The 18552-nt window shown below is 67.1% G+C and carries 18 protein-coding genes and 1 pseudogene; 7 read left to right on the top strand and 12 right to left on the bottom strand.

Annotation, left to right across the window (positions count from 1 at the left end; translation table 11 throughout):
• Positions 1-17: 17 nt before the first annotated feature.
• Positions 18-827, bottom strand: a complete 810-nt coding sequence (locus tag D1J51_RS14970; RefSeq protein ID WP_119076552.1) for a cytochrome bc1 complex diheme cytochrome c subunit — start codon at positions 825-827, stop codon at positions 18-20.
• Between the two features lie 21 nt (positions 828-848).
• Positions 849-1463, bottom strand: a complete 615-nt coding sequence (locus tag D1J51_RS14965; protein WP_119076550.1) for an aa3-type cytochrome oxidase subunit III — start codon at positions 1461-1463, stop codon at positions 849-851.
• Positions 1464-1691: 228 nt separating this feature from the next.
• Here D1J51_RS14965 and trpD point away from each other — a divergent pair, with 228 nt between their 5' ends.
• Positions 1692-2768, top strand: a complete 1077-nt coding sequence (gene trpD / locus D1J51_RS14960) for an anthranilate phosphoribosyltransferase (protein ID WP_119076548.1) — start codon at positions 1692-1694, stop codon at positions 2766-2768.
• Between the two features lie 2 nt (positions 2769-2770).
• Here the strand turns inward: trpD and D1J51_RS14955 are convergent, their stop codons facing one another.
• The 4 genes from D1J51_RS14955 to D1J51_RS18680 all read right to left on the bottom strand — a co-directional run bounded on the left by D1J51_RS14955 (position 2771) and on the right by D1J51_RS18680 (position 5646).
• Positions 2771-3679 (bottom strand): M23 family metallopeptidase, encoded by a 909-nt coding sequence (locus D1J51_RS14955; protein WP_119076546.1) that lies wholly within the window; start codon positions 3677-3679, stop codon positions 2771-2773.
• Positions 3680-3822: 143 nt separating this feature from the next.
• A complete protein-coding gene (locus D1J51_RS14950) occupies positions 3823-4458 on the bottom strand; it encodes a phosphoribosylanthranilate isomerase (protein ID WP_119076544.1) in 636 nt (211 codons plus the stop codon).
• A gap of 82 nt (positions 4459-4540) precedes the next feature.
• A complete protein-coding gene (locus D1J51_RS14945; RefSeq protein WP_119076542.1) occupies positions 4541-5110 on the bottom strand; it encodes a dihydrofolate reductase family protein in 570 nt (189 codons plus the stop codon).
• Positions 5111-5166: 56 nt separating this feature from the next.
• Positions 5167-5646: a TetR family transcriptional regulator gene (locus tag D1J51_RS18680; RefSeq protein WP_162903879.1), complete on the bottom strand. Its 480-nt coding sequence runs from the start codon at positions 5644-5646 to the stop codon at positions 5167-5169.
• 151 nt (positions 5647-5797) lie between these two features.
• On the opposite strand from D1J51_RS18680, the gene D1J51_RS14935 reads away from it, so the two are divergent.
• Positions 5798-6658: a GNAT family N-acetyltransferase gene (locus D1J51_RS14935; RefSeq protein WP_119076538.1), complete on the top strand. Its 861-nt coding sequence runs from the start codon at positions 5798-5800 to the stop codon at positions 6656-6658.
• Between the two features lie 10 nt (positions 6659-6668).
• On the opposite strand, the gene D1J51_RS14930 is transcribed toward D1J51_RS14935, so the two are convergent.
• Together D1J51_RS14930 and D1J51_RS14925 are read right to left on the bottom strand one after the other, a co-directional pair.
• Positions 6669-7457, bottom strand: a complete 789-nt coding sequence (locus tag D1J51_RS14930) for a phosphatase PAP2 family protein (protein ID WP_119076536.1) — start codon at positions 7455-7457, stop codon at positions 6669-6671.
• Positions 7454-7927, bottom strand: a pseudogene (locus tag D1J51_RS14925) (TrmH family RNA methyltransferase); the annotation flags it as partial. The pseudogene D1J51_RS14925 and the gene D1J51_RS14930, both read right to left, overlap by 4 nt.
• A 135-nt stretch (positions 7928-8062) precedes the next feature.
• Between D1J51_RS14925 and D1J51_RS14920 the strand changes: the two are divergent.
• The 5 genes from D1J51_RS14920 to D1J51_RS14900 all read left to right on the top strand — a co-directional run bounded on the left by D1J51_RS14920 (position 8063) and on the right by D1J51_RS14900 (position 13433).
• The gene (locus D1J51_RS14920) at positions 8063-9784 is read left to right on the top strand and encodes a recombinase family protein (RefSeq protein WP_162903878.1); all 1722 of its coding nucleotides are present in this window, start codon (positions 8063-8065) and stop codon (positions 9782-9784) included.
• A gap of 269 nt (positions 9785-10053) precedes the next feature.
• Positions 10054-10620, top strand: coding sequence for a site-specific integrase (locus tag D1J51_RS14915; protein WP_119076532.1), 567 nt, complete (start codon positions 10054-10056; stop codon positions 10618-10620).
• Between the two features lie 621 nt (positions 10621-11241).
• On the top strand, positions 11242-12207 hold the full coding sequence (locus D1J51_RS14910; RefSeq protein WP_162903877.1) for an AvrD family protein: 966 nt from the start codon (positions 11242-11244) through the stop codon (positions 12205-12207).
• Between the two features lie 2 nt (positions 12208-12209).
• Positions 12210-12761 carry a hypothetical protein gene (locus tag D1J51_RS14905; protein WP_162903876.1) on the top strand — a complete coding sequence of 184 codons (552 nt, stop codon included), beginning with the start codon at positions 12210-12212 and terminating at the stop codon, positions 12759-12761.
• A gap of 63 nt (positions 12762-12824) precedes the next feature.
• Positions 12825-13433: a TetR-like C-terminal domain-containing protein gene (locus D1J51_RS14900; RefSeq protein ID WP_119076526.1), complete on the top strand. Its 609-nt coding sequence runs from the start codon at positions 12825-12827 to the stop codon at positions 13431-13433.
• 20 nt (positions 13434-13453) lie between these two features.
• Here the strand turns inward: D1J51_RS14900 and D1J51_RS14895 are convergent, their stop codons facing one another.
• From D1J51_RS14895 to D1J51_RS14880, 4 genes are all read right to left on the bottom strand, one after another.
• On the bottom strand, positions 13454-14527 hold the full coding sequence (locus D1J51_RS14895; RefSeq protein WP_119076524.1) for a hypothetical protein: 1074 nt from the start codon (positions 14525-14527) through the stop codon (positions 13454-13456).
• The gene (locus D1J51_RS14890; protein WP_119076522.1) at positions 14520-15122 is read right to left on the bottom strand and encodes an RNA polymerase sigma factor; all 603 of its coding nucleotides are present in this window, start codon (positions 15120-15122) and stop codon (positions 14520-14522) included. Before D1J51_RS14890 ends, D1J51_RS14895 begins: the two co-directional genes overlap by 8 nt.
• 62 nt (positions 15123-15184) lie before the next feature.
• Positions 15185-17167, bottom strand: a complete 1983-nt coding sequence (locus D1J51_RS14885; RefSeq protein ID WP_119076520.1) for an ABC transporter ATP-binding protein/permease — start codon at positions 17165-17167, stop codon at positions 15185-15187.
• Positions 17157-18413, bottom strand: a complete 1257-nt coding sequence (locus D1J51_RS14880; RefSeq protein WP_119076518.1) for a hypothetical protein — start codon at positions 18411-18413, stop codon at positions 17157-17159. The genes D1J51_RS14885 and D1J51_RS14880 overlap by 11 nt, the downstream gene beginning before the upstream one ends.
• Positions 18414-18552: the final 139 nt, after the last annotated feature.

Here is an 18552-nt window from a genome sequence, read left to right as displayed (position 1 = left end):
CGTTGGGTGCTGCCGCGCTAGTTCGACTTAGCGGTGACCCAGACGGTGAGGCCGACGATGGCTCCCAGGCCGATCACCCAGATGAACAGGCCCTCGGCCACGGGCCCGATCGATCCGAGGGTGAGGCCGCCGACGGCCGGCTTCTGCTCGATGTACTTGAGGTACGAGATGATGTCTGCCTTCTCCTGCGGCGTGATGTTGGCGTCGCTGAAGACGGGCATGTTCTGGGGGCCGGTGACCATCGCCTCGTAGATGTGGGTGGGGGCGACACCGGTGAGCTTGGGAGCGAACTTGCCTTCGGTGAGCGCGCCACCGGCAGCGGCGACGTTGTGGCACATCGCGCAGTTGATGCGGAAGAGCGAGCCGCCGTTCGCGACCGCGGCATCGCCGCCATTGGCCTGCAGGTACTTGCTATCGGGCAGTCCCGGTCCCGGGGCGAGGGAGGCGACGTAGGCCGCCATTTGCAGAGTCTGCTCCTCGGTGAACTGCTTCGGCTTCACCATGCCCTGCGGCCCCTGGAAGGCCAGCGGCATGCGACCGGTGCCGACCTGGAAGTTGACCGATGCCGCACCGGCGCCGATGAGCGAGGGGCCGGCGGCGGTACCCTGCGCACCTGCGCCGTGGCAGGTGGCGCAGTTGGCGGCGAACAGCTTCTGGCCCGCCTCGATGGTGGACGATGATTTCAGGTCGATCTCGGCGGTCGCGGATGTCTGGCTGAATCCCGTGTACGCGGCACCGGTCACGAGCAGGCCGATTGCGACGAGAGCCGCAGTGGCGAGCGGGTGCCGGCGGCCGGACTTGCGAACGTTCTTCTTGGCGCGAGCCATGTTCTCGATTACTCCTGACCCCTACTTGAGGACGTAGATGACGATGAAGAGGATGATCCACACGATGTCGACGAAGTGCCAGTAGTACGACACGACGACCGCCGAGGTCTCCTCCTTGTGCGTGAAGTTCTTGACCGCGTAGATGCGGCCGATGACGAGCAGGAAGGCGACGAGGCCGAGCGACACGTGGATGCCGTGGAAGCCTGTGGTCAAGTAGAAGGCCGAGCCGTAGGGGTCGGAGCTGAGGGTGATGCCCTCCGAGACGAAGGTCGCATACTCCCAGGTCTGGCCGGCGACGAAGACCGCGCCCATGAAGAAGGTGAGGTAGAACCACTCGACCGTGCCCCACTTCAGGGGGCTCGCGCCCGTCGCGCGCGGCTGCGCGCGCTCGGCTGCGAACACGCCCGCCTGCGCGGTGAAGGATGAGGCGACCAGGATCAGGGTGTTGACCAGCGCGAAGGTGAAGTTCTGCTTCTCGGTCTGCTCGGCCCACAGTTCCGGGTTCATCGCGCGGAGCGTGAAGTAGATCGCGAAGAGGCCGGCGAAGAACATGACCTCGCTGCCGAGCCACACGATCGTGCCCACGGCGACGAGGTTCGGTCGCTTCACCGAGGGCACGGCTGACTTGGTATTCATAGTGGTCGTTGTCACCCCTCCATTATGGCTGAAAGTTTGGTGTGCGTTTTCACCCGGACCCGGCGAGCCGAACTTTCTGCGAGTTTCCCGCCCAGCCTATCGGGTTTGCGGGGGCGGAATACGCGGAGCAGGAGACCGATTTCGTCTGATGAAGTCGGGCGCGCGAGGCGTCCAGAGACGTTCGCCCGAGGGCGTACTCGTGCCCGCGGGCCTGGATAGGATGGCCCCATGATCGATGAACGCAGCTGGCCCCACGTGCTCTCGACTCTCCTGGACGGAAGGGACCTGAGCCTCTCTCAAGCGGAGTGGGCGATGTCGCGATTCATGACGGGGGAGGCCACCGGTGCGCAGATCGGCGCGTTCCTGGTGGCGCTGCGGTCGAAGGGCGTCAGCGTCGAGGAGGTCATCGGTTTTCGGGACGCCGTCCTGGCGGAGGCGGTCCCGATCTCGCTGCCGCCGATGTCGCTCGACATCGTCGGCACCGGAGGGGACCGATTCGGGACCGTCAACGTGTCGACCATGGCCTCGATCACCGCCGCTGCGGCCGGGGTTCCGGTCGTGAAGCACGGCAATCGTGCGGCGAGCAGCCTCTCCGGGTCCTCCGACCTGCTCTCCGCGCTCGGGATCGACCTCTCGCTCGATGCCGAGCAGCTCGTCCGAGCGTTCGACGCGGCGGGCATCGCCTTCGTGCACGCGGCGCGATTCCTGCCCGGATTCCGGCACGTGGCGCCCGTGCGCGCCGAACTGGGGATCCCGACCGTCTTCAACTTCCTCGGTCCGCTGTGCAATCCGGTGCGTCCCGAGGCCTCGGCGGTCGGCGTGGCGGACCTCGATCGGGTTCCGATCTTCGTGGGGGTCTTCCGGCTGCGCGGCGCCTCGGCCCTCGTGTTCCGCGGCGACGACGGGCTCGACGAACTCACGACGACGGGGCACTCCCGGCTGTGGGAGGTGAGTCGCGGCGGGCTCTCGGAGCACGACATCGATCCGCGAGATCTCGGGATCCCGCGAGCCTCGATGGAGGATCTGGTCGGCGGGACCCCGGAGGAGAACGCCGCGGTCGTGCACCGCGTGTTCGCGGGGGAGAAGGGCCCGGTGCGGGACATCGTGCTGCTCAACGCGGCGGCCGGTCTGGTTGCCTTCGATCTGGCCCGGCGCCCCGACTCGGCCGAACGCGCGCTGCTCGAGCGGCTCGCCGAGAAGCTCCGCATCGCCGAGGAGGCGATCGATTCCGGTCGCGTCGCCGCGAAGCTCGCCGAGTGGCGGCGGTCGACCGCCGAGGCCGCGGCGAGGGAACCGCGGGGCTGAGGCTACGCGGTCCTGGGCGGAGGCTCGGACGCCGGGACGGCGGGCGCCGCCGGGGTCGCGGGTTCCGAGGTCGATGAGGAACCCGCCGTGCGCTTCTTGCGATTGTACTCCGCGATGAAGGGCATGGGATCCGCCGGTTTGTCGTCCACCCGGAGCGCGAGGTGCAGGTGCGGTCCGAACGACATGCCCGTGTTGCCCACCGCGCCGACCTGATCGCCCATGCGCACGGTGTCGCCGACCGCGAGCGAGTGCGAGTCGGCCTGCATGTGGCAGTAGCGGCTCGTCACATCCGCTCCGTCGATCTCGTGGCCCAGCTTGAGGGAGAAGCCGCAGCCATCGCTCGCCCAGCCGGCCTCGAGCACCGTGCCGTCGGCGATGGCCCGGATCGGCGTGCCCGGGGCGGCGGCGAAGTCCTGCGCATCGTGGAACTGCTCGACCGGCGCCGTGCGGTAGGCGAAGCCGTCGGTGAGGGTCACGGTCGTGTCGAAGGGGTAGTTGACCAGGACGGAGGGATCGAAGGCGTAGTCGCCCGACGATGCGACCTCGGCGTCGGCGGCGCTGATCTCCGTGAGCGACGAGGGCATCTCCTCGAGGGAGGTCTCGGAGAAGAGCCGCTGGGAATCGAGCACCGCGCCCGCGCCGGGGGAGGCCTGACCGGCCTGCTGGGTCACGGGGAGGGCGAGGGCTAAGGCCAGCCCGCAGGCGCTCGCGGCCGCCACGAGCCCCGCCAGGCGCCGCCGCAGCGGAACCCTCGGACTCTTGGGGGAGGCGGGAGAGACGGTGGTCACCGGGACGTGCTCGGCGACCGGAACGCGGACCGATCCGGTCGCCGTTCGCCGAGGGCCGGGCTCGCGCAGCGAGCGGCGCGAGGGATGGACAGACCGGCCGGTCGCGGTGTCAGAGGTGGGCATGCGGTCCCTCGAGGTCGGGGCGACGCCGGTGCTCCGGCGCAAACATAACGAACAGGTTACAGCGTCGATGCGGAATGCGCCAGAGTCGGTGTCGGACGTCTGGGAGAACCGGAGCGCCGGGGCTGGATCCGGATCCGGGGGCGTTACGCCCGTGCCGCGTCGATGAATCGTGCGATCAGCTCGGGATCCTTCTGCCCGGGAGACCGCTCGACCCCGCTGGAGACGTCCACGCCCCACGGGCGGGTGGCCCGGATCGCCTGCGCGACGTTGCGCGGATCGAGACCGCCGGCCAGCAGCCAGCCGTCGCCCAGCAGCGCACGGGCCTCGGCGCCCGCGGCGATCCCCGAGAGATCCCACGCCTCGCCCGAACCGGGGGAGGCGCCGTCGACGAGAAGCCGCTCCTCGCCGAACTCGCCGGCGCGCAGCCCGGGGTGGCGCTCCAGCGAGGCGGCGCGCCACAGGCGGGGGAGCAGCTCCCGTGCGGCCGCGAAGTCCGCGGCTGCGTAAGAGCCGTGCAGTTGCAGCACGTCGAAGCCGAGTTCGAGCGCTACACCTGCGGCCTCGGCGGCCGGCATGCGGTTCACCACGAGCACGGTGTCGACCGGGCGATCCTCGAGGCGCGCCGCCGCGCGAGCGGCATCGACCACCTCGACGGCCTGGCCCGCCGTCGCGTGGCGCGGACTCGCCGGGCTCATCACGACGCCAACCGCGTCGGCGCCGCTCGACACCGCGTGCCGGGCCGTGCCGGCGTCGCGCAGTCCGCAGATCTTGACGTACATGCCGCCCAGTCTAGGGCTGCGCGGCCGGCCGAAGCGCGGGATCCGGTCGCGGGGGAGCGGCCGCCGCACCGCCCCGATCAGCTCACGCGTCGTGTCGAGCGGGCCGGTATCGCATGGCGACCGTTCCGGAGCGGAACTCGCGGCGATCCACCAGCTCGAGCCGGATGCGCTCGCGCAGGCCGGCGAGCAGCGTCGGCCCGCGTCCGGCGACGACCGGCTGCACGAGCAACTCGTACTCGTCGATCAGTCCCAGACCAGCGAGCGCCAGGGGGAGCGTCACCCCGCCCACCCACAGGCGCTCACCGGGCTCCTGCTTGAGGAGTCGGACCGCTTCACCCAGGTCGCCTCGCACCAGCTCGGCGTTCCAATCAACGCCGCTCAGCGTGCTCGACACGACGTGCTTCTCCGCCCGGTCGATGGCCTCGGCGAACGGGATGTCCCACTCGTCCATCCAGTCGGGCCACGCGCCGTCGGCCGGTCTCCGCCAGGCCGACTCCATCATCTCGTAGGTCACCCGGCCGAACAACAGGGCGTCCGCTCGTTCCATCTCGGCGGTCCAGTAGCTCATCGACTCCTCGTCGGGCGGGATTCCCGCCTCGTGGTGGCAGCAGCCGTCGAGCGTGATGTTGATCGAGTATCGGAGCGCTCTCATCGCGTCGCCTTCCGTGCAATGCGCGCTGCGAGGGGAGCGCGCTCGTCTTCGCCCACTCAACACCGTGGAGGGCGTTCTGGCAACGGAACAGCATCCAAACTGACATAATATCGATTATCGTGCATATGACGCCTCCCGACCTCGGGGCCTCGGCTCCGAATGCGCGATGCAGCGCGGCCCAGGCCGCATCGCCGGCGCCGACTGGCGCGATCCCGTCGATGAACAGTTCCCACATGTCCTGGACGGCGCCCAGCAGGTCGTCGCTTCGCGAGTTGCGCGCGGATACTCTCGATCCAGTCCTCGTACGAGCTCCTCGAGGGGGCGCTGAACGTTCCCTCCTCGAGCGCGCTGATCGATCGCAGGAGCGACATCGATCGGAGCTGCTGCTCCTGCAGGACGGCCAGCGCGAGCTGCTCCTTGGAGCTGAAGTGGAAGTGGATCGACCCCGTCGGGATTTCCGAGGCCTCCGCGATCATCGGCAGGCTCGCGGCTTCGTATCCGAAGTTCCCGAACACCCGGGCGGCGCCCTCGATCACCCGTCTTTGCGCCTCCCGCCCCCGCGTCCGGGCCGCCTGCGGCGCGTCTCTCTCGTCACGGATCCCCCGATCGGCGCGTCTCAGAAACGGCGCAGACTCCCCATGATGAATACTCTAGAATACTCAGTCCTGTTCGAAGGAGGTTCGCCTGATGCACCCGACCCGTCTGCTGCGCGGAGGCAGCGAGCTGCTCCCCCGCCTGGAGGGCCTCTGGAACTCCCTGTTCGCGCACCACCTCTCCGTCGGAGCCGCCGGGCTGCCCACGATCCCGCGCCCGGAGAGCTGGCCGCTGCGCAGAGCGCACTATGAACGGCTCGCGTCGGGGCCCTCCGGCCTGTCCGTCTGGTTGGCGCTCGACGGCGACTCCGCCGTGGGCTACGCGCTGGCGCACGAGGAAGCCATCGGCGGAGAGCGGGCCCAGGTGCTCGAGACGTTGAGCGTGCTGCCCGGGATCCGCGGCGCGGGGCTCGGGTCCCGCCTCATGGACGCCGTGGACGCGCAAGCGCGGGAACGCGGCATCGGCGTGGCGGCGGTGGATGTGATGGGTGGCAATGCGCGCGCGAGGTCGCTGTACCTTCGGCGCGGCTACCACCCGCACAGCGAATCTTGGATGCGGTCCATGGTTTCGGAGGATCGATCCGCTCCTCTCCCGCCGCTGGGCGACCTAAGGGCGCGCGCGCGAGCGCTCGGGTTCGCTCTTGAGGTCTCCCCCGGACCGGACGACACCTGGGTCACGCCTTCGGAGATCGTCGAGCTCTCCGCGCTTGCCGCGTCCGAACCGCCAGGCGCCGTACTCGCCTCGCCCGGAGACGCGGCGCGGCTCGCGAGCCTGTTCGACGACCTCGAGCGGGCGGGCCGCTGGGCGATACGCTGTGCGACTCCGGTAGCCGTCGGAGCCGGCCAGCTGAGGCGCTTCCTCGTGTCGGAGGGGTTCGCGATGAGCACGGAGCGCCTGCTGCGCCGGGAGCGGGCGGGCCGAGCCGACGAGGCCGACCCGGGGCCGCGCTCCTGACTCCGGGCTCTCAGGAGCGGCCGGAACTCAGCGCGAACAGGGACCGAGCCGCCAGCGCGCCGACCCCGACCGCGCCGAACTCCCCCGCGATCAGCATCAGGTCGGGGCTGCTGCGCCACGCGGCGACCCCCGCCAGGGCGAGCGCGCCCGCCACCGTGATCCACCCCACGAGCGCCAGCCCGATGGAGGTCGTGCGGCCCAGCACCGCGCGTCCCCGCGCCGTCGTGGGCCTCATGAGGCAAGCCAGGGAGAACGCCAGCGTTCCGAGCGCGAGCCCGCCGAGCACGTCGCTGGGGCGATGCCAGCCGTACGCGAGCAGCTGCCACCCGGCAGCTCCGAGCAGCGCCGCTCCCCCGATCGCCACGAGCGAGCGAACGCGCGTCGGCACCGCCCAGACGAGCGCGGCGGCGAGCGCGGTGAACACCGTCATGTGACCGCTCGGGAAGGTGTTCGGCAGGTCGAGCTCGAACAGCTGCGGGCGCGTGAGCAGCTGCTGCTTCAGCATCTGTGAGGCGACGATCGCGAGCGAAGGCACCACCGTCACCATGACGGCGCGGCGGATCCCGTGCACGAAACCGGCGAGCACCCCGACGAGCAGCAGCGCGACGGCCACTGAGGGGATCGAGACGAGGTTGAGCGGAGGCGGCGGGCTGTAGGTGAACTCTGCCGCTCCGAGCGCGCTGTCCTCCGCCCGCTGGCCGAGGGCGTTGCGCACGCCGAGCACATAGGATCCGACGCCCACGACGGCCCAGAGTACCGTGGACCAGAGCGCCTGCAGCCTCCCTGCGGAGCCGGTCATGCACCGCCCCCCGGGATCCCCGCCGGAACCTCGCGATTCTCCGAAGCGCGCCGGTCGGCGGTGCGCACGGCCCACAGCGCCAGCGCGGCCGCGGTCGCCACGTTGAGCGAGTCGACGCCGTGCTCCATCGGGATCACGACCGAGCGGGTGGCGGACGCGAGCGCTCGGCGGCTGAGTCCCGCCCCCTCCGCGCCGAAGAGCAGCGCGAGCCGCTCGGGCAGCTGCTCCACGAAGCCGGCGAGGTCCTCCGCGCCGTCCCGCAGCGCGAACGCCGTCAGCTCGTAACCCTCCTCCCGCAGCAGCGGGCCGGCGACGGGCCAGTCGGGCAGGCGGGCCCACGGCACCTGCAGCACGGCGCCCATGCTGACGCGCACCGCGCGACGGTAGAGCGGATCGGCGCAGGCCGGCGAGAGCAGCACCGCGTCGGCTCCGAGAGCCGCGACCGAGCGGAACACGGCCCCGACGTTCGTCGTTGGTTCTAAAAAGTCAGAGCCGGTCACATCCATAGATGCCAGGCAGGAAGGGCGGCAAACAGTATGGATCGAACGGCTTTCAGCGCACTCAGTAAGAGAAACGCTGGTCAGAAGCGGAGGCGTCGAGATCGTGTGCTCGTCTACACACGCGTCTCGAAGGTCGGTGATCGAAAGGACACCCTGATATCCGACGACGTGCAGGAAGAGGTATGCCGCAAGTTGGCGGAGCGTGAAGGGCTCACTATTGTCGGCGAACCCATCATAGATCTTGACCTGTCCGGACGAGAGTTCAGCAAGAGACGTATCAGCAAGAGCATCGAGCGCATCCGTCGCAGAGAGGCGGAAGGCATCGTTGTCTGGAAGGCGTCCCGTTGGGGACGAAATCCTCTCGACTCGATGCTCAACGTCATGGCCCTGCACGAGACAGGAGGCTTCATCGGATCCGCAACCGAGAATCTCGACGACATCGAAACGCCGATGGGGAAATTCTCCCTGACGCAGACACTCGCGATCGCTCAGCTGCAATCCGATCAGATCGGTGAGACCTGGATGAACATCCAGGAGTACCGGGTAGGCAAAGGACTCCTCCGCAATGGCCATGTCCGATGGGGATACGTGAAGAGCGAGATCGGACGTGATGACGATCCCGCGGACCAGTGCTCGATCCACCCGGGGCAGGGGCCGTGGCTGAGGCAGGCCTACCAGGAGTTTGTTGCTGGACTCAGCTTCTATCAAATCGTGAAGGAGATGCGAAAGGCCGACGTGACTACCAACACCGGTCGGATTATGCAGACCACTTCCCTGTGGAAGATCATGGACTCTGGCATCGCAGCGGGGCTGCTCGTCGACCGTCGCGTGGTTGGATTCACGCCCAGCGGGGCTCGGAAGACCTACAACCCGAACGAGTGCAAATTCGCTGAAGGAGCCCGCCCCGCGATCATTGACCGGGATCTGTGGGACAGATACGTCTTGCGGCATGCAGAGAAGCATCCGCCAAGCGAAGCTCGGGTCGCTCACCGCCTGTCGTCGCTCAAGTACTGCGCGGTGTGCGGCCGCAAACTGATCATTCACAAGGTGCATCCCGGCACGCCACAAGAGCATCGCGTACACAAGTGCTTCCAGTCCAAGCACAACACCAAGGCGACGCGGTTCTGTCCGACTCCTGTGATGATCAAGCAGAGCTACGCTGAGGACGAAGTTCTCAAGTGGATCATCGCGAACTCCAGAGAAGAAAGGGCCTACAACGCCGCCATCGAGAAGGTGAAGGAAACCGAGCGCACTCAGGCAGCCCTCGCCGCTATCGACAAGAGAATCGAGGCCGTGACGAAGCTGCGCGGACGCTACCTCGATATGAAAGTCACCGCCGTAGATGACGACGAGATAGCCGAGATGGACGGGCGCCGAGCAGCGCTCAAGGTTGAGCTCGATGACCTCATCTCCCAGAAGCGAGCGATTGAATCGAGAGACACCTCTGTCACTATCCCTGAGCTTTCCGCGTTCGATGCGCTTGTTGCGATCTGGGAGCACGGTGACGTGGATATGGTGAACGAAGCCCTGCGCAAAGTCGTGAAGCGGGTCCTCATTCACCGAGCTAAGAACGGAGTGGGCAGCCGCTACACAACAGGCACCGGTCGTGTGCAAGTGATCGGCATGTGGGAAGACTCTCCTCCCCCGCTCGCCGAGGTCACGTGGCACAGCACGCTGCCTCCGAGTGGTGTGGCAGGAGGACGGCATTCATCCCTTTCAACTGAAGACCAACAGGAACTTGGGGCGATGAACACGGCCCATGACCCCATTCTAATTGCCGAAGTGTGGGCAAAGACTCTGCGGGATCCACAGCATTCCATGCCATGAGAATCCTCATTATCAAGAACCCATCGTCGGGACGGACGGGATGAGCACCATTCGGCGCCTCTTCCCCGCACCGGTCACCCCCGTCGACGGGGGCAGGTCACCTGCACGAGCTCGAAGCGCTTTCGCGGTCGCTCGAGGAGCACACCCACGCTTCGAACACGAAGCGCGCGTACGACCAAGCGTGGTGGGCCTTCACCGTGTTCTGCGATGCCAACAGTCTCGACCCGCTTCCTGCACACCCAGAGACCGTCAGATGGTTTGTCACTTCGATGACCGCACCCGCCGGGAGCCCGCCCTATGCCGTCTCCACGATCCGGCAGCGGCTCGCCGGCATCGTCGACCGGCACCTCCGCGAAGGCCACCTCGACCCGACCGGGCATCTCGGGGTCGTGAACCTCGTGCGAGGATCCCAGAAGCAGCACCCGCGTCGGCCGACACGGAAGAAGCCGCTGCTGCTTGACGATGTGGCCAAGATCATCCGCGCGATGGACCACCGCGCATTCCCCGCCGGTGTCGCCGCGGCGCGCGACACCGTGGCGATCTGGCTCGGCTTCGCGGGTGCCATGCACCGCAGCGAAGCCACCGGGCTCGCGCTCGACAATCTGGAACTCCACAGCCAGGACGGGGTGGTCATCCACGTCGGACGGTCGAAGGCGGATCAGGAGAACGTGCTGCCTGATGTCGTCGTACTCCTCTACGACCATCGCCCGAGCACCTGCGCACCGTGCGCGGTTCTCCGGTGGGTGTCCTTCGTGAAGGCAGCGAGGCCAGCGAACCGGACGCGGGTGACAGACGTCGACCGGCTACTGACCCGACAAGAACAGGAGCTCTCGTGACCATCGCGTCAAGCGAGCTACGCTCAGCTGGCATTCACGGGCCTTCGCTCCGCGCTCCCTGACGGCCAGGCGCTTGCGGGCCTCGTCGCCGACTTCGAGCGAAACGCACCTCTCCCCGGAGCTGCCGGTGTTCCTCATGGGACTGATGGCGTCCTCGGGCGACCCGGCGGTCGACTTGGACATCCTTGAGTCGGGACCCCTCAGGGTTCGTGTCGCCGCTCGAGGTCGCGACACGAACCCTGATCTCGGCGTCGATGAAGCCTGCGAGGACTATCTCGTTCAAACCTTCCCAGAACCGATAGGCACAGCCAGCAACGTTGCAGTCCTGAAGAGCACCTCACTGGTCGCTGCCGAGCGCTCGTAACCTCGGCAAAATCCCTCGTCGCACGGGAGCTCCCCGTGAGTGCCCAGGACATAGGCACCCGTAGTAACTGCGCCGGGCACACGCGGCCGCAAACGCCGACCAGACGCACTCAATCCTGGTGTCTCTGCAATGAACAGTGTAAGTGCGACCAATTCGTTACATCCGCGATGGTAATGTTAGATCGCCTGAACCACATTTGCCGGGTTTTGGGCGGTCCTGCCTCAACGCTGAGCAGGGCATATCCAGAGGAGGATGCTGTGCCGCTCGTAGAATCTCACTCATTCGACTACTGGCTCGGGGCCGAGCAAAGCCGCTACTTCGGGGCCGGCTACCGCGACGTCACTTACACAGACCTGGCTTGGAACGACGGCCAGGCGACGGCCGGTGTACTCTACCCGGAAGGCTGGTCGCTCGACGAGAACGACCGACCGCGTCAAGCGCACCTCAGCTCAGTCGACGCCGTCGTGCTCGCACTGATGGCGGCCCAAGCGCGCTGTCTCGACCCGTCAAGCCTCGCAGCAGCGTGCATCGTCGGAGTCGAGCTACGAGCAGGCCCCGAGCCATGGACCAAACTGGATGCCGTCCCGATCGAGCTCCTCGCCGCGCAGCGCGACGCCGCCACGGGGGTGATCGAGCTCAGCGTGAGAGCCGGCAACATCGGTGCGAGGATTCAGCTCTCCGGAGCCCTGCTGCGCGAGCACGACGTACGTCCGACGATTCAGGGCCGTCCGCGGCATGACGTGTATCCCGACTCTTTCGCGAGTATCAGAGGACGCACCCGCATCTTGGAGTGGGACCTCCCTGGCCGCACGGTCACGGCGGAGCACTGCTTCGACCTCGTCGCCCCTGTGCGAGACCTCTTCACCGGCATCCAGGCGAACGCTTGGCCGTCAGCGACGGTGATCGACTACCTCGTGACCATGGGGCAGATGACGCAGGCGCTCGTCTGCGCCGTGAAAGGCATCCAGCGCACCGACATGGGCAATCTCTGGATGCGTACGATGTCTATCAAAGCGAATGGATTCCCTTCCGAGCTTCCGACCATGCTGACCACTCGAACCCGCCTGGTCAGGGAGCGTGCTCTCAACCGGGATGGCGTCATCATCCATGATCTTCTCTCCGCGTCATCCTCCTCCGATGGGGTTGAGGCCAGCGCACGGCTTGCTTTCTTCGAGACACGGAACCCTATTGGTTCGACGGTCCAGGTGGGCAGGGCGGCATGATCGTGATCACGCAATCCGTCCTCGTGTCGGCAGCGAAGGAGTTCTCCGAGCGCGGCTACGGCGGCGCCGATATGAGAAAAGTGTTCGGTGGGGATCATGACCCCGCTCGGGTCGAGGAACAGCGTCACGAGGTCGCCAATGCCATCATGGACTCCGAGGGCACCGCTATGCGCGAAGCTCAAAGGCAGGCCGTCGCGGCGGCCGACTCAGCGCTCGATCGACTCGAGAGGGTGTTCGCGGCCGTCGGTCGACTCATGGCCGACGAACCGGTCGTGAGAGCAGGCATGAGGCTCGCCGCGGAGGCCCGCCATGAGTTCCCGGATCGCGTCATCGACCCGTACGGCACGTGGCACGCGTTCCTGCTGCAGACCCTCGAGCAAGCCCGAGATGAAGGTGTGCTGCGCGACGACTTCGACACGCGGTCGGTGGCATGGGCCCTCGTCGCTGTCGGTTACGGCGCCAAGGATCTCGCCGCCTACACCGGCGACTGGTCAATGCTTCCTGAGAGTCTCTCCCGCAGCCTCGGATACGTGCTCGATGGGATCCGCGCTTGAGATAAGCCGAGAACCTGCACACCTACCTTGGGACGGTAACGTCCGCTGCGGTAACGTTGGGTCATGCCTACCCCCAAAGGGAACGGACGACCGACCGACCCGAAGATCAGCGAGAAGCTGCTCGACACCGCTGAGCGCATTCTAGAGACCGATGGCTTCCAAGGGCTCCGTGTCGAGGCGCTCGTCTCGGAGGCGCAGACGAGTCGCCCAGCCATGTACCGGCGATTCCCTGACCTCGCGCACCTCACTCTCGAGGTGCTGCTTCGCCGGTACGGTGACAATCGGGTAGAACCCACAGGCACCCTCGCCGGTGACCTCTTGCAGCTGCAGCTGAATGAGGCGAAGATGCTGTCCGAGCCGTTGATGGCGAAGACGCTTCCGGCCCTGCTGAAAGCGGTGAGCGATGACCCCAAGTTGGGCAAGCTGCTCTACGAGGAGTTCATCCTGCCCCGTCGGCTACGGGTCAAAGAGGTGATCGACAACGCCGTCGACCGCGGTGAGCTGGGAACGGGGAGCTACAACCTCGTCTTCATCTGCAATCTCCTGCTGGGGCCGCTGATGTCGCTGTCTATGGTTCCGTCCGCAAGCGCGGATCTGAGCGCAGACGCTGCCCGGATGACCGCGGAGGTCGTCGAACGCGAGTTGCGCGTGGCGACCGGAAGCCCGGAGTAGGACTCACGGGTTCGGTCGCGCTACGGCACGTCTGGCGCGCTGTCGCTGACCCGATACGCTGTGGCGCTGTAGGCGATCACGGTCCCTGCGGGGATATAGGGCTGCAGCTCTGTCGTGCTTACCTGGAGTGTGCGGTAGCCGAGGAAGCGGCCGCTGTCTCGGTCCAGCACGAGCTCGTCCCGTGTGTCACCGGATTGATCATCGAAGGTGATCCCGACACCCTCGGCCCCCTCGATCGCCGCGGACTCGCTGGAGATCGTGACGCTGTCCAGGCTCGCGAGGGCGTCGAACGCGGCGGCGCGCAGGTCGGCAGGGAGGCTGGGGTCGGCGAGCACCGGTCGGAGCCATTCGAAGACCGCGGCGTCGCTCGGGCGCCCTTTGGTGCCGAGCTCCTGTGTGATGTAGGTCAGCAGCTCGTCCGGATCGCGAGGCGCATCGAGGATCTGCGCATCAGTGTCGATCGGATCGGGGTTCGCGAGGTCATCGGCTGTGGGTGCCGGACGTCCGCCCGGCCAGCGCATTACGCCGGGCGGGTCGGTCTCAGCCCGCTCCGCGAGATCGGCCTCCGCCTGTGCGTCGGTCCCGGCGGCGTCCGTCCCGGGCAGGGTGTTCACAAGCTCCGGCGCGCTGGTCTGCACGATCCAGTCGGAGTCTCGGTCGGGTGGGATGTAGGAGGTGATGGTCTGCCGGCTCAGGTAGCCGGACTCCTCACTCGGGTCCGCCGCGCCCAGGATCGTGAGCTCCATGGCGCTCGTCTCGACCTCGAGGAAGGATCCCGGGTCGAGCTGCAGGGCGTCGAACCTGGCGTCGTCTGCCGCCTTGTAGAGCAGCTCGGCGGCCTCTGCCGGCGTCTGGCCCGAGAACGGCACGATCACGCTGAACACGGCAACCGCGGCTGCTGCCAGGCCCGCTCCCAGCACGGGAAGCCAGACCCGTGAGCGACCGGGGCGTGTCTTCACGGGGAGCGCCGCGCGGTGTCGCGCCTTCTGCTCCTCCTGGATCGCTCGTTCCAGGCGTGCCTTACCGCGTGCCAGAGACTCCTCGCTCGGCTCGACGTCCGGCCGGAGGCGTCGCAGTGTCTCGAACTCATCCATGAGTGTGCTCCTTCTCAGCCAAGTAGGTCGCTCCAAGGTGGGTCTTGAGGGTCTTTCTGATGCGATGCAGTCGCGACCGCACGGTACCGACTGGCACCGCCAGGACCTCGGCGATGCCGACGAGATCCAGGTCGGTGAACGCGTAGAGGTGGAGGACGTCGCGGTCGCGAGGCTTCAGCTTGGTGAGCGCGACACGAAGGTGACTGGTAGCCACGGCTGCATCCAGTCTCGACTCGATCTCGGCGGTGGGGTCCACCACCATTCGTGCGGACCCCTCCCCCGCTAGATCCGCCTCTGTCGAGGTAATGCGCAACGCTTTGTGCTCGAGACGACGGTGCTTCTTGATCAGTCGGGTGCTGATCCCGAGCAGCCAGGGCAGCGCGCTGGGATAGCTCGGATCGTAGCCATCGCGCAGCTCCAGTGCCGTAAGAAACGTATCGTGCAGGAGGTCCTCGGCGCTGGGGCCCTGTCCGATCCTGGACGCCAGGTATCGTGACACCGCTGCGGCATGCCTGTCGTACAGGACGGCGAACTCCTGCGGACGCTCGCGTGAGGTCGCGATCACCTCCGCGTCGGTAGCCTGCTCGTGCCTCATACTCCGTATTGTCGTCTCGCGGCGTTCGCGTTCACGATTCATCCGCTCGGGTGCGCGCACGATCAGGTCCCCCGGACTGCGAGAGCGGGGTCCTGGCGGGCAGCGACCGCTGCGGGGTACAGAGACGCAAGGAGTCCTGTGGCGGCTCCGGTGGCGACCCCGAGGGCGAGGAACATGAGGTTGAAGGTCGGGGTCCATCCCTGCATGGTCGCGAAGAGCACGAGCATGGTGACGCCCAGGGCGCTGCCGAGCACGCCGCCGAGCAGGCCGACGATCAGCCCCTCCAAGACGAACTGGCCCCAGATCGAGCGCCTGCTCTCCCCCACTGCACGGCGCAGGGCGATCTCCGCGGCTCGTGCGTGAACGGAGAGATATGCGGCAGTCGCTGCGCTCAGCGAGGAGAGGACAAGCAGCACCCAGGACACGATGTTGATCAGGGAGACGAGGTCGCCGGCGACTCCCTGTGTGAGCGAACGCAGGTCGGCCACGGTCTCGGCCTTGAACAGCGATGCGTCACCTGGAGCGATGGCGATACCGATGCTCTCTGCGAGGCGGGCTGGCTCCCCTGGAGCAGTCTGGACGATCAGGGACGGGTCTGCGGCCGAGACCGTCGCGGCCAGGGCAGGGTTCACGACCAGGGCGGAGTCCAGTCTTGGCTCCTCCCCCAGGTCGTCGATGATCCCGACGATCGCGGCGGGAGTCGACCCGATCCAGAGCTGTGCACCGGGCACCTCTTGGTCGTACCCCAGCTTCTCCGCCAGCGCCGGGCCGAGTACGACCGCCGGGATCTGTGCGTCAGCGGCGAAGAGCCGTTGGACTGAGACCTCCCGGTCGGTCCTGACGCCTTGCAGCCGGAGGTACGTGCTGTCGACCACTCTGATGTCCGGAGACACAGCCGGTTGCTCGTGGACTGTCGTCGGGTTCAGCAATGTGATCTTCTCGTCGAACTCGGCGATCGCGGTGAGGCCGACGCTCCTCACCCCGTCCAGCGCGCCGACGCGTGCCGTGGCGACCTCTGCGACCTCGGAGGCAGAGGCCGTCTCCGGCAGCGCGAACTCCGATCGGACGGCCGATGGTGCGTTCTTCGGTACCACGAGGAACTCGTCCAGCGCAGCGGAGTCCAACCGCCCGACCACCTGAGCCGCGGCGCTTTGGCTCAGTCCGATGGCCGTCACCAGCCCTCCCGAGCCGACGGTGAACGCCAGTAGGAGCAGGGCTGCGCGGGCCGCATGGACGGTGTGGTTGGAGATGGCCGACCCGATACGTTCGCGGACGCGTGACCAGGTCGACTGGGTGCGGGCCGGCAGTGCCGCCGGTTCTCGGTGGAGGCCTTCGGCACTCCTGTGCACCGTCGGCTCGGATGAGTCGGACATGATCTTACCGTCGCTGATCTCAATGATACGGTCTGCCGCTTGGGCGACGACGGGGTCGTGGGTGATCATGATCACCGTCACCCCTTCGTCGTTGAGCTGTCGGAGCGTGCGCACGACACGCTTCGAGTTGACGGTGTCCAAGGCGCCGGTGGGCTCGTCTGCGAGCAGGATCCGGGGTGAGGTGGCGATCGCTCGCGCGATGGCCACTCGCTGACGCTCACCGCCGGAGAGGTTCCCTGCCAGGTCTCCCGCCTTCTCGAGCAGGTGGACTGTCTCCAGCGCCTCTGACACGATCGGCGGGCGCAGCTCGGGGTCCACCTCGTTGATGGACAGCCCGAGAGCGGCATTGCCGCCTGCGGTCTCTTTCAGGAGCATGTGGGATTCCTGGAAGACGAACCCGAACGTACTGGCACGCAGCCGATCCCGTTCTCGATCGCTCAGCTCGGCGATATCGTGCCCCGCCACCAGGTACTTCCCGGTGCTTGCCGTGTCCAGGAGACCGAACAGGTTCAAGAGAGTGGACTTGCCCGCACCCGAGGCGCCGATGACCGCGACGAACTCGCCCTGCAGGATCGAGAGGGAGACCTCAGAGAGCGCGGGGGCCTCGCTCGCTCCGCCGTAAGTGCGTCCGACGCCCTCCATGCGGAGGATCTCGATTCGCTCATTGGACACGGATCTCAGCTCCTTCTGGGAGTTTGTCGTTCTCGGCGATGGCCGCCCACCCACCGGAGACGGCGAGCACCTCGATGTCGACGCGCTCAGCGGATCGTTCCTCGCTGTCCGCTGCCTCCGTGTCGGCGGGCTGCAGGCGCACGAACTGGGACTGTCCGTCCTCGTCGATCGCGGCAACCGGCACTGCGAAGGAGGCTTCCTCGGGCTTCGCCGTCGCGATCGACACCGATGTGACCTCGCCTGAACGCTCGGCAAGATCTGGCGGGCACGCCACAGTCACGGTATGGCCGGAGACGCCGGTGTCGTCGTCGGTCTTCAGGTCGCCGATCGCGAGGACCTCCGCCTCGAGACTCTTGCCTTCGAAGAGCACGTAGACGGTTTTCGCGTCTCGGAACTCGCCCACCTGCACCGCGTCGACGGTCGCCTCCACCACCGGATCGCCTCGTCGCACTTTCATCAGAGCGGTGTCCCCGCCAAGCACGGTGCCGCTTCCCCCGGTCGTGGTGACCGTGAGCGAGCCGGATGGCAATGGGAGGAGCTCCTTCCACGGCAGGCCGCGCTTCCCGGCGCCGCTCTTGGGCAGCTCGTACCCGAGCTGCGAGTACCAGTAGGTGATCGTGTCCATGGTGTCCGCGTCGAGGATGCCGTCGACGTCGACCACGTAGCCGAGCCCGGCAAGCATCTGCTGAACGGCCAGCACGTCCTCCCCGGTGATCCCCAGCACGAAGTCGCGGTAGAGCGGAGTACCGGATGGGGCGGCGATAACTGGCCGACCGGAGACCTCCGCCAGCAGATCTCCGGCGGCCAGACGGTTCCCCTCAGCGGCGACCATGCGGCTGATCACATTTCGGTCCGACCCCGACGGGGCGGCCGCCTCGGTAGCCTCGGAGCCCTTCTGCTTCTCGCCACCAGCACCCTCAGGGTCTGGCGCCTCCTCCGTGGTGGCGACGACTCCGAGAGAGCCCTCTCCTGCGAGCTTGAGGTCGAGCGTCTCCGGTGCGGTGATCTTGCCGGGGACCTGGAGCCCCTCCTGGACGACGCGCATCTCGACCTGTGCAGTTACCGGTAGCGCGGTCGTCTCCTCGGCGGTGTTCGTCGCCTGTGGACTCTGTATCTGGGTCCCGGCGAGGAAGGCTACGACGACCATGGCCGCGACAAGGATCAAGGCTCCGAGGACGTAAACGGGGCGCGCGATCCGTTTAAGCTTGACCTCGGGCATCTCGGTCCCCGGAGCATCCTCGTTCACGAGGCCCCGTCGATGATGCTCTGGAGCTGCTCGTGGACCTGCTGCTTGTGCTCGAGCACGTCGCCCAGCTGAGCCTCGTACTTCTCGATGTACGCCGCCTCATACTGGGTGAGTTCAACCGGTCGATGCAACACCGGGT

The sequence above is a fragment of the Leucobacter sp. wl10 genome, assembly GCF_003569785.1.
GTDB lineage: Bacteria > Actinomycetota > Actinomycetes > Actinomycetales > Microbacteriaceae > Leucobacter.
The sequence above is the reverse complement of the archived record's forward strand: the minus strand, read 5'-3'. Positions and strand labels throughout refer to the sequence as shown.

Coding starts and splice junctions, on each gene's coding strand:
- D1J51_RS14970 (WP_119076552.1), bottom strand. CDS start 827: ATGGCTCGCGCCAAGAAGAACGTTCGCAAGTCCGGCCGCCGGCACCCG.
- D1J51_RS14965 (WP_119076550.1), bottom strand. CDS start 1,463: ATGAATACCAAGTCAGCCGTGCCCTCGGTGAAGCGACCGAACCTCGTC.
- trpD (WP_119076548.1), top strand. CDS start 1,692: ATGATCGATGAACGCAGCTGGCCCCACGTGCTCTCGACTCTCCTGGAC.
- D1J51_RS14955 (WP_119076546.1), bottom strand. CDS start 3,679: ATGCCCACCTCTGACACCGCGACCGGCCGGTCTGTCCATCCCTCGCGC.
- D1J51_RS14950 (WP_119076544.1), bottom strand. CDS start 4,458: ATGTACGTCAAGATCTGCGGACTGCGCGACGCCGGCACGGCCCGGCAC.
- D1J51_RS14945 (WP_119076542.1), bottom strand. CDS start 5,110: ATGAGAGCGCTCCGATACTCGATCAACATCACGCTCGACGGCTGCTGC.
- D1J51_RS14935 (WP_119076538.1), top strand. CDS start 5,798: ATGCACCCGACCCGTCTGCTGCGCGGAGGCAGCGAGCTGCTCCCCCGC.
- D1J51_RS14930 (WP_119076536.1), bottom strand. CDS start 7,457: ATGACCGGCTCCGCAGGGAGGCTGCAGGCGCTCTGGTCCACGGTACTC.
- D1J51_RS14915 (WP_119076532.1), top strand. CDS start 10,054: ATGACCGCACCCGCCGGGAGCCCGCCCTATGCCGTCTCCACGATCCGG.
- D1J51_RS14900 (WP_119076526.1), top strand. CDS start 12,825: ATGCCTACCCCCAAAGGGAACGGACGACCGACCGACCCGAAGATCAGC.
- D1J51_RS14895 (WP_119076524.1), bottom strand. CDS start 14,527: ATGGATGAGTTCGAGACACTGCGACGCCTCCGGCCGGACGTCGAGCCG.
- D1J51_RS14890 (WP_119076522.1), bottom strand. CDS start 15,122: ATGAGGCACGAGCAGGCTACCGACGCGGAGGTGATCGCGACCTCACGC.